This is a genomic window from Streptomyces sp. NPDC093586 (assembly GCF_044764905.1).
In the GTDB taxonomy this organism is placed as follows: domain Bacteria; phylum Actinomycetota; class Actinomycetes; order Streptomycetales; family Streptomycetaceae; genus Streptomyces.
The window spans coordinates 26,917-35,616 of the sequence record NZ_JBIWJA010000055.1 but is presented as its reverse complement, the minus strand read 5'-3'; the positions used below and the strand labels follow the sequence as shown (position 1 = coordinate 35,616).

Annotated in this window: 10 protein-coding genes and 3 pseudogenes; 7 read left to right on the top strand and 6 right to left on the bottom strand. The window is 69.8% G+C overall.

From position 1 onward, the window contains the following. The coding region (locus tag ACIRFH_RS34055; RefSeq protein WP_403529610.1) for a transposase at window positions 1-353 on the top strand (353 nt) is incomplete at its 5' end. Between the two features lie 39 nt (window positions 354-392). Here the strand turns inward: ACIRFH_RS34055 and ACIRFH_RS34050 are convergent. Continuing rightward, window positions 393-599 (bottom strand): annotated as a pseudogene (locus tag ACIRFH_RS34050) (VOC family protein); the annotation flags it as partial. Between the two features lie 189 nt (window positions 600-788). Between ACIRFH_RS34050 and ACIRFH_RS34045 the strand changes: the two are divergent. Continuing rightward, window positions 789-1,748 (top strand): SDR family oxidoreductase, encoded by a 960-nt coding sequence (locus ACIRFH_RS34045; protein WP_217144204.1) that lies wholly within the window; start codon window positions 789-791, stop codon window positions 1,746-1,748. A gap of 46 nt (window positions 1,749-1,794) precedes the next feature. Here ACIRFH_RS34045 and ACIRFH_RS34040 read toward each other — a convergent pair. The 3 genes from ACIRFH_RS34040 to ACIRFH_RS34030 form a co-directional block, all read right to left on the bottom strand. Next, a protein-coding gene (locus tag ACIRFH_RS34040; RefSeq protein ID WP_403529619.1) for an IS5 family transposase occupies window positions 1,795-2,593 on the bottom strand; the annotation gives its coding sequence in 2 pieces (ribosomal slippage) (window positions 1,795-2,254 and window positions 2,253-2,593; 801 coding nt in all). Between the two features lie 18 nt (window positions 2,594-2,611). Continuing rightward, complete coding sequence (locus ACIRFH_RS34035) at window positions 2,612-2,815, bottom strand: VOC family protein (RefSeq protein WP_403529607.1); 204 nt, start codon at window positions 2,813-2,815, stop codon at window positions 2,612-2,614. Between the two features lie 99 nt (window positions 2,816-2,914). Beyond that, the gene (locus tag ACIRFH_RS34030; RefSeq protein ID WP_403529604.1) at window positions 2,915-3,484 is read right to left on the bottom strand and encodes a DUF6328 family protein; all 570 of its coding nucleotides are present in this window, start codon (window positions 3,482-3,484) and stop codon (window positions 2,915-2,917) included. A 152-nt stretch (window positions 3,485-3,636) separates the two neighbouring features. Between ACIRFH_RS34030 and ACIRFH_RS34025 the strand changes: the two genes are divergently transcribed. Continuing rightward, window positions 3,637-3,969, top strand: coding sequence for a hypothetical protein (locus ACIRFH_RS34025; protein ID WP_403529601.1), 333 nt, complete (start codon window positions 3,637-3,639; stop codon window positions 3,967-3,969). Window positions 3,970-4,397: 428 nt separating this feature from the next. Then, a pseudogene (locus ACIRFH_RS34020) lies at window positions 4,398-4,550 on the top strand (helix-turn-helix domain-containing protein); the annotation flags it as partial. A 28-nt stretch (window positions 4,551-4,578) separates the two neighbouring features. Here ACIRFH_RS34020 and ACIRFH_RS34015 read toward each other — a convergent pair. Beyond that, window positions 4,579-4,980: pseudogene (locus tag ACIRFH_RS34015) on the bottom strand (Tn3 family transposase); the annotation flags it as partial. Between the two features lie 216 nt (window positions 4,981-5,196). On the opposite strand from ACIRFH_RS34015, the gene ACIRFH_RS34010 reads away from it, so the two are divergent. The 3 genes from ACIRFH_RS34010 to ACIRFH_RS34000 all read left to right on the top strand — a co-directional run bounded on the left by ACIRFH_RS34010 (window position 5,197) and on the right by ACIRFH_RS34000 (window position 8,088). Continuing rightward, entirely contained in the window at window positions 5,197-6,615 is a 1,419-nt protein-coding gene (locus tag ACIRFH_RS34010; protein ID WP_403529598.1) for a DEAD/DEAH box helicase, read from the top strand. A 66-nt stretch (window positions 6,616-6,681) separates the two neighbouring features. Then, complete coding sequence (locus tag ACIRFH_RS34005) at window positions 6,682-6,924, top strand: DUF5302 domain-containing protein (protein WP_403529595.1); 243 nt, start codon at window positions 6,682-6,684, stop codon at window positions 6,922-6,924. A 240-nt stretch (window positions 6,925-7,164) separates the two neighbouring features. Next, complete coding sequence (locus tag ACIRFH_RS34000; protein WP_403529592.1) at window positions 7,165-8,088, top strand: LLM class F420-dependent oxidoreductase; 924 nt, start codon at window positions 7,165-7,167, stop codon at window positions 8,086-8,088. Window positions 8,089-8,140: 52 nt separating this feature from the next. On the opposite strand, the gene ACIRFH_RS33995 is transcribed toward ACIRFH_RS34000, so the two are convergent. Then, window positions 8,141-8,614 (bottom strand): MarR family winged helix-turn-helix transcriptional regulator, encoded by a 474-nt coding sequence (locus ACIRFH_RS33995; protein WP_403529589.1) that lies wholly within the window; start codon window positions 8,612-8,614, stop codon window positions 8,141-8,143. Between the last annotated feature and the right edge of the window lie 86 nt (window positions 8,615-8,700).

Here is an 8,700-nt window from a genome sequence, read left to right as displayed (position 1 = left end):
TACTGGAGAAGGTCCGCGTGCCCCGCACCGGGCCGGGCCGGCCACGTGTCCGCCCCGACCGCGTGCGGGCCGATAAGGCGTATGCCTCCCGCAAGGGCCGGGCCTACCTGCGCCGCCGGGGGATCCGCTGCACCATCCCGGACAAGGCCGACCAAGCCCGCGACCGCAAGAAGCTCGGTTCCCGTGGCGGCCGTCCGCCGAGGTCTGACCCGGAGGATTACAAGGCCCGCCACGCGGTCGAGTGCGGCATCAATCGCCTCAAAAGGCATCGTGCTGTGGCCACAAGGTACGACAAGCTCGCGGTCCGCTACGAGGCGACCGTCCTCGTAGCGGCCATCAACGAGTGGCTGTGACCAGCAGTCATACGAAACGGCCAGGATGGCGCGTGGGCGTCAGGAACTCATCGCGGCTCGGTCGGACTCGCTGCGAAGAACGCAGAATTCGTTGCCTTCGGGGTCAGCAAGGACTGCCCACCCAGAGCCATCGGGATTCCGGTGATCGGTGACAAGGATGGCACCGAGACCGAGCAGCCGTTCCACCTCCTGCTCACGCGATGTCTCAGGGCGCAGACACAGATGGATCCGGTTCTTGATCTTCTTACAGGTCATCTCATTTGGATTGGCTGGTTGTCAGGCTGAGCAGAGTCATCCTCACCAGCCGAGCTTCCTCTGATATGGTCATCGACCTCGATCCGCAGCTTGGTCCAACGGTGGTTGCGTACGGCAGAAGCCATTCGGCACCTGGGTCAAGTGCAAGATCTCCGCGAACACGCGTTGAAAGGTCTTGCCGTGAACTGCTTCGAGCGTCACAAAAAAGCGTCAGACACCACAGGTGTCCACCTGCTGACCGTTGTCAGCGCACGCAGGAGCGAAGGCAGCAGTCCCACAGGAGTTGTTGGTCGGCGCCTGGCACGACAGCTGCTCGCCAGGGGGCGGACCGTACGGGTGCTTGCCGAGCCGGACCAGTGCGGTGGCTGGCCTGACGGGGTGGAAGTCGTCGCTGGCTCCGTCACCCGCCCGCTGGAGTGCGCGCGTGTATTCGACGGTGTCGAGGCCGTGTTCCTCGCCGGCGTGCTTCCATCGACAGTTCAGGAGGCCCTGACCCTCGCCCGGAACGCCGCCGTCGAGAGAATCGTCCTGCTGTCGTCTCACGGACCGGAGTACGAGGAGGCGTATCCGCCCGACACGTGGTTCTGGCTTGCGATCGAGAAAGCGGTGGAAGGATCGGGCATCCCGTGGACGCACATTCGGCCGTCGGCGGTCATGGGTGCCGTCATCGAGGGGACTTACCCGGCGACAGGGTCGGACTGGCCCGACTCTGTTCGCGCCCACGGAGTGGTCCGAGAGGCTTTCCTCAACCAGGGGCATTATCCCTTCATCCATGAGGAGGACCTCGCCGCCGTAGCGACCGCAGCCCTGACCTGCGATGACTTCACCGGGATGGTCATTGAGGCGGTGGCTCCGCCCTTGAGTACCCGATCACGCATACGGAGCATCGCCACTGCTTTGAAGCGCGGCATCGACACGGTCGAGCTGACGGCCGACGAGAGCCGGGTGGCCTGGCAACGTCTTGGCTGGCCCGACGGCGCGATCGACGTGACGCTGTACGCCTTGGAGGAGTACGGCACCCGCTTCGCCGAACTCGTTCAGTGGACACGTGACCAGCGGCCATCCGTACAGGACATCATCGGCCGCCCACTGCGGACCTATGACGACTGGGTACGCGAGCACATTGACCTGTTTCGCTGACGTCGACGAGTTGCCCAGATTCCGCCGACAGATGTAAGGAAGGGTCTCATCGGGTGAGCCGACGGTGGCAGATGAAGGTGCAGGCGAGGCTGGTGAAGGCGAGGAAGTGCTCAGCCTTGCGTTCGTAGCGGCGGTGGAGTCGGCGGCAGCCGGCGAGCCAGGCCATGGTGCGTTCGATGGTCCAGCGGTGTCGGCCGAGTCGCTGTGAGGTCTCGACGCCCTTGCGGGCGATGCGGTGCTGGATTCCTCGCTGTGCCAGCCATTGCCGCAGGTGACGGTAGTCGTAGCCCTTGTCGGCGTGGAGCTTGCCGGGCCTTCGCCGGCGAGGGCCGCGGCGGGACCGGATCGGAGGTATGCCCTTCACAAGCGGGATCAGCGCCTGGCTGTCGTGGACGCTAGCGCTCGAGATGCCGACGGACAGGGGCAGACCGGTCCGCTCGGTGATCAGATGGATCTTCGAGCCGTACTTGCCCCGGTCGACAGGATTCGGACCTGTCAGCTCCCCTTTTCAGTGCCCGCATGTTCACCGAGTCGATCGCGCACCGCGACCAGTCCAGCTCGCCGCGGGCACCGAGCTCGTCGAGGACCAGGCGGTGGAGCTTGGCCCACACCCGGGCCTTCGTCCACTCGGTGAACCGGCGGTGGGCCGTCGCGCCGGACGGCCCGAACGAAGCCGCCGGCAGCTGCTGCCACGTGCAGCCCGAGGTCGCCACGAACACGATCGCGGCCAGGACCTCGCGGTCGCCATGGCGACGCCGGCCACCGCCCTGCGGTCGCGACGGCGCCTCGGGCACCACTCGCTGGAACAGCTCCCACAGCTCGTCCGGCACCAGCCGCTCGACAATCCCCACCACGACAGCAGCCTACCCAGCCAAATGAGATGACCTGTTAGACTCGGGTACCTGGCTGAAGTACAGCACCGGGCCCTCTGCCAGCAGCACCTGAGTCTCCCGGTCACCCGGTTTGTCCTCCGGATGCAGCGGACGGTCCGTCACCCTGCTCCAGAACCGGGCCAGCTCGTAGGCATCCGCACAGTCAATCGCCACGTTCTGCAATACCGAAACCATGCGCGCGAGCCTGCCTCACTTCCACTCCAGACGCCACCGAGTTGCACTCAGCCTTCGCGCACAGAGCTCAGGCGCATGGCAGCACTTTTGATACACGGCCTAGGCGTCACCGGCCGGGGAGCGTCGGGCGGCGCGGCGGCGCAGGCGCAGCGGCAGCACGTACCAGCACAGGCCGAACCAGAGCATGACACCGGCGGCGAGCGTTTCGGCGAGGACGCCGGGGACCACGAAGCGCAGGATCAGCAACAGCGTGCAGCCGATGGTCAGCGCGAGCAGGACCATTCCGCACATCATCAACCGGCCGGCGGCCTCCACCACCTCGTCCTTCATGCGCTGGCCGGACAGGAAGCGGTGGATGGAGACGGGCGCTATGAGCGATCCCGTCGCCGAGGCGCCCAGGACCACGGTGGTGACGTAGATGACGCGGTCCACCGTGCCCAGTTCCCGGAACAGCGGGGTGAAGGCCACGCTCAGCAGGAAGCCGAAGAGGATCTGCACGCCGGTCTGGGTGACCCGCGTCTCCTGCAGGATCTCGTTCCAGCGGCGGTTGACCCGCTCGCGCGGGGACTCCGGTGTTTCGGCGGCCGACTCCGGGCCGTGGCCGTCGTGGTGTGCGCAGCAGGCGGTCTTCTTCTCCTCGGGCCCGGCCGGCTGCTCCGTCATCGTCATGGCACCCTCCGATCGCAGGCCGACCATTTGCCCCGTCTCCCCGCTTTCATGCAGGTGATGGTGCGAAGTGGCCGGTCCGGCCACCGCCCGTCACCAGCACATGGCACAGGGAGGACACGCTCGGCCCTGTCGGGCCACGGAGGAACGGGCCGGTGCCGTTCTTCCCCCTCGACTCCCTCGAACTCGTCGGCGGCCCCGACGGGCAGCAGGACGACCCCGACGCCTTCGGACAGCACCTGGTGGCCGAACAGCACAGGCCGCGCACCGAAGACGACGGCGGCGAGAACCGGGGCGGCACGGGACCCGAAGGCCGGGAACGGATCAACGACACCGCCGTCGGCAGCGCCACCGGCACCGACCGCGAGCGCCAGGACCTCGACAGCGCCGCCGACCGCAGGACGGTCCTCACCGAGGTAGAGGAGCCGACGGCGCGGGGCAGCCGGTGCCGGTCGACGCCAAGGGCGAGAAGAACGCCCCCGCGATGACCGTCATCGCCCAGGAGGGTGACAAGCTTCGGGGTGCAACCCCCGGGGCTCGGCCACCTGGGGCAGCGAGGACGACTTCATCGACGGCCGGACGGGCGAGGCTTCCCCAAGTGAACTCCCCGATGCGTACAGCGTCTGTCCCCCGCGGTGGCAAGGGCGGTGCCGCGGTCGCGGCGGTCGCGCTCCTCGCTCTCGCCGCGGGCTGCGGCCCGGGCACCGACGAACCGGCCGGCGGCTCCACAAGCACCGCAGGCCGCCCGACGAGCCACCCGGTGACGGACACCGGCATCACCGCCGAACCGGGCGAGCGCTTCGCACTCACCGTCGACCGGAACGCCTCCACCCGCGAGTACTGGTACCTGGTCGCCCCCCAGCCCGACAGCTCGGTGCTCGTCGGCCGCGGCCGGGACTACGCGTCGGACTCCGGTGACACCCCGGACACCCTGGCCACCGCCGCCGGCCGAGTCGGCTACGGCAGCCCGTACGCGCTCTCACACGCCTTCACACGGGAGTTCGGCACCCCACCGGGGCGGTATCGGGCGCAGGCCGTGGGACGATCCGCTGACGTCGAAGCAGACTGACGGCAGGAGCCCCGTCGGGCAGTGACGCTCACAGTCGTAGTGACGGCATCCGCAGTCGCGTGCACAGTGACTTCGGGCTGGACGAACACTCGACGGAGCATTGCAGACGGGCACCGGTGCCGACCCGGTCGTGGCAGGGGCAGGCGGCTCGGCCGAAGCCGGCGGCGGCCAGGTCCTGCTCACGCAGAGGGGTGAGGCCGATGTCGGGTTCCGGGGCGTATGCCTCGGGCCGGACGCCGAGTTCGTGCGTGGAGTACTCGCCGAACCGGCTGATGCGCTCGGTCGGGTACGGCGAGATGTGGGCCAGGGCCTCCGGGCCGATCCCCCGGCCCTCCTCCGGCAGCTGCCGGACGATCTCCGCGCTGTCCAGGGCGTTGTGAAAGATCACCGCGTTCGTGAGCAGAGCGTTGGTCTTCATCGCCTTCTCCTGCTCGTGTCGATGCGGCGAGAACCACGGATGCTGCGTGCGATCCCCGCGGAAGAGCCCGGACGATCGGCCTCATGGCGCGATGCCGTGCTTCGTGCTAGTGTCACGCGTTTGCGTGGTCGTCGCGGTGGGCGATTCTGCAGGACCGGTTCCGCTCGTGCGCGGGCTGTTCCCTCCCGCCGGGCCTTCCTCGGTACGTTCCCCTGCGGAAGGCTGTTCATGAAGCACCCCGACGACTCCGGCACCGCTCACGGCGGTCCCGCCCGGCCGCCCGGAGCCACGACCCCGGCGCTGTCCCCGGCCGTCTCCTTCTCCGACCTGGAACTGCCGGTGGAGGTACTGCGGACCCTGAGCGGACTCGGGGTGCGCGAACCCTTTCCGATCCAGGCCGCCACCCTGCCCGACGCCCTCCAGGGGCGCGACGTCCTGGGACGCGGGCGCACCGGATCGGGCAAGACGCTCGCCTTCGGCCTGCCACTGCTGACCCGTACGGCCGGACGGCGCGCCGAACCGAAACAGCCGCTCGCCCTGATCCTCGTGCCCACCCGGGAGCTGGCCCAACAGGTCACCCAGGCGCTGGCGCCGTACGCCGAGGCACTGCGGCTGCGGATGGCCGCGGTCGTCGGCGGCATGTCGATCGGCCGGCAGATCGCCGCGCTGCGCGAGGGAGCCGAGCTGGTCGTCGCCACCCCCGGACGCCTGCACGACCTGATCGAGCGCAACGCCTGCCGCCTGGGGCGGGTGAGGATCACCGTGCTGGACGAGGCCGACCAGATGTGCGACCTGGGATTCCTGCCGCAGGTCGTCGACGTCCTCGACCAAGTGCACCCCGACGGTCAGCGGATGCTGTTCTCGGCCACTTTGGACCGTGACGTCGATCAGCTGGTCAGCCGCTACCTCCACGACCCCGTCGTCCACTCGGTCGACCCGTCCGCGGGCACGGTCGCGACGATGGAGCACCACGTCCTGGTCGTCCACGGCCCCGACCGTTACGCCGTCACCACAGAGATCGCCGCCCGCGACGGCCGCGTCCTGCTGTTCCTCGACACCAAGCACGCCGTCGACCAGCTCACCCGGCATCTGCGGGCTGGCGGGGTGCACGCCGGGGCCCTGCACAGCGGCAAGTCCCAGCCGCAGCGCACCCGGACCCTGGCGCAGTTCAAGAACGGCCAGATCACCGCTCTCGTGGCGACCAACGTCGCGGCCCGTGGCCTGCACGTCGACGACCTCGATCTCGTGGTCAACGTCGACCCGCCCACCGACCCCAAGGACTATGTCCACCGGGCCGGCCGTACCGCCCGCGCCGGTGAGTCCGGCAGCGTGGTCACGCTCGTGCTGTCGGGCCAGCGCCGCGAGACGAGCCGCATGATGGCCGAAGCCGGCATCGAGCCGACCGTCACCAAAGTACGCTCGGGCGAGGCGGTGCTGAGCCGGATCACCGGCGCCAAGGCTCCCTCCGGCACCCCGCTCGACGGCGGCCCCGCCGCCCCCCGGCCCAAGAACACCAACATTCCCTTCCGCGGCCTCGGCACCAGCAAGGACACCTCCCGCGGCACCGGCGGCAAGTCCCGCAAGGCCGGAGAGGCCCGCAAACTCGCAGAGGCCCGCAAGGCCGCCCTCGTACGGCGCAACGGCTGAGAGGCGTTGCGCCGCGCCCAGGCATGACAAGCTGTGCCTGCCCACCCCCGAACCCAGGAGGTCACCATGACCGCAGAGCCCGCATCCACGGAAGGTTCGGAGCCGGCCGGCCCCGAGACGTCCGCCGTGGCGCCGGACAGCGACGGCAACTACGACCTCAAGCGCAAGTTCCGCGAGGCGCTGGCGCGCAAGCGCGGTGCGCAGGCGGACGCCGCCGATGTCGCCGTCAACCCCGACGCGTCGAAGGTGCGCGCGGCACACGGACCCGCCGCGAGCCAGCGGTCGTTCAGGCGCAAGAGCGGCGGCTGAGCCGACCCGCCCCGGCAGGGCCCGCTTCACCGGCACCCCGAGCCCTGCCCACACGCACGCCCCGTGCGACGGCCCGCGACACGCATCCCCGTGCGCGTCGCGGGCCGTCGCACGGGGGTGCGCCGGGCCAGGAGATGACCGTGGTGTTCGGCGCCAACTCCTGCGCTGGAGCGTGCAGTTGACACACAGCTGTCACACAGGAACCGGAATGCGTGGCCGGCCGCCACTGGTTCCCCTGGCATGACCACCGGAGTAGCGCTCAACGCGACCGACGCCGACAACCAGATCGATGCCTCCGTGCGGCTCGCACACGAGGCCGCGGCCGCCGGGCTGCGGTCGGCCTGGTTCGGCCAGACCTTCGGCGCGGACTCGCCCCAGCTCGCGGCGATCGTCGGGCGGGAAGTGCCCGGGCTCCACGTGGGCACGTCGGCGATCCCCGTCTTCGGCCGTCACCCGCTGCTGGTCTCCAGTCAGGCCCAGACCGCCCAGGCGGCCACGCACGGCCGCTACCACCTCGGCCTGGCGCTCGGTACCAAGCTCCTGACCGAGGCGGGCTTCGGCATCCCCTACGAACGTCCCATCGCGCGCCTGCGTGAATTCCTCACCGCGCTCCGGCAGTTGACCGAGACGGGTACCGCCGACTTCCACGGTGAACTGCTCACCGCGACGACACCGGTGCCCGCGCGGGTGCCGGGCGCCGAGAACGGCGTGCCGTTGCTCGTCGCCGCGATGGGGCCCCAGGCGCTGCGTGCCAGCGGTGAACTGGCGGACGGGATTCTGCCCTATCTGGCCGGACCGCGCGCACTGGACGAACACATCGTTCCGGCGGTCACCGCGGCGGCGGAGGCCGCCGGCCGGCCGGCGCCCCGGATCGTCGCCCTGGTGTACGGCGTGGTCACCGACGACGTCGACTCCGTACGGGAGAAGGCCGCCGAGCAGCTCGCGTTCTACGAGCAGTTCCCGTCCTACGCACGGGTCATCGGACTCTCCGGCGGCCGGCGGGCCGTCGATGTGGCGGTGATCGGCGACGAGCGGACGGTCGCCGCCGAGGTGCGGCGTTACCGGGACGCCGGGGCGACGGAGGTGGTGTTCTCGGGGACGGAAATCGCCGGAGAGTCCGACCGGCGCCGTACCTGGGCACTCCTCGGGGAGCTGGCCGGCTGAGCGTCGGCGGGCGGTCGCGTACCAGGCCCCCCGGTGTCGCCCGCGCGGACGCTCAGCCGCCTCCCAGTTCCTGCCGGACGGTGGCGGCGACGCGGGTGAGCGCGGCGCCGAGGTGGCGGCGCTGGGCGGCGGTGAGCGGGTCGAAGACGAGCCGTTTCACCTGGGCGACGTGGTCCGGCGCGCTCGTGGCGACCTTCTCGTGGCCGGCCTCGGTCAGCGTGGCGAGGGTGTACCGGCCGTCGGCCGGGTCGAGCCGGCGCAGCACCCAGTCGCGGCCTTCGAAGCGGTCCATGACCTTCGAGAGCCGGGGCAGGGTGCTGTCACATTCCCGGGCCAGGTCGCTGAGGCGCATCGTGGCCTCGTCGGCCATGGACAGCCGGGCCAGGACCCCGTACTCGAAGTTGGAGATGCCGGCCTCTCGGCGCAGCTGACGGTCAAGGGCTGCCGGGAGGCCGATGACGACGGTGAGCAGGGCTTGCCAGAGCTCCTGCTGTTCGTCGTCGAGCCAGGGTGACGTGGTGTCCATGAGCCTCATCGTACGTGCCCGGACAAACCGATGACTTGCCTAGGAAAGTCATCGGGGGTAACTTATTAGTTGCCGAGGCAAGTGAT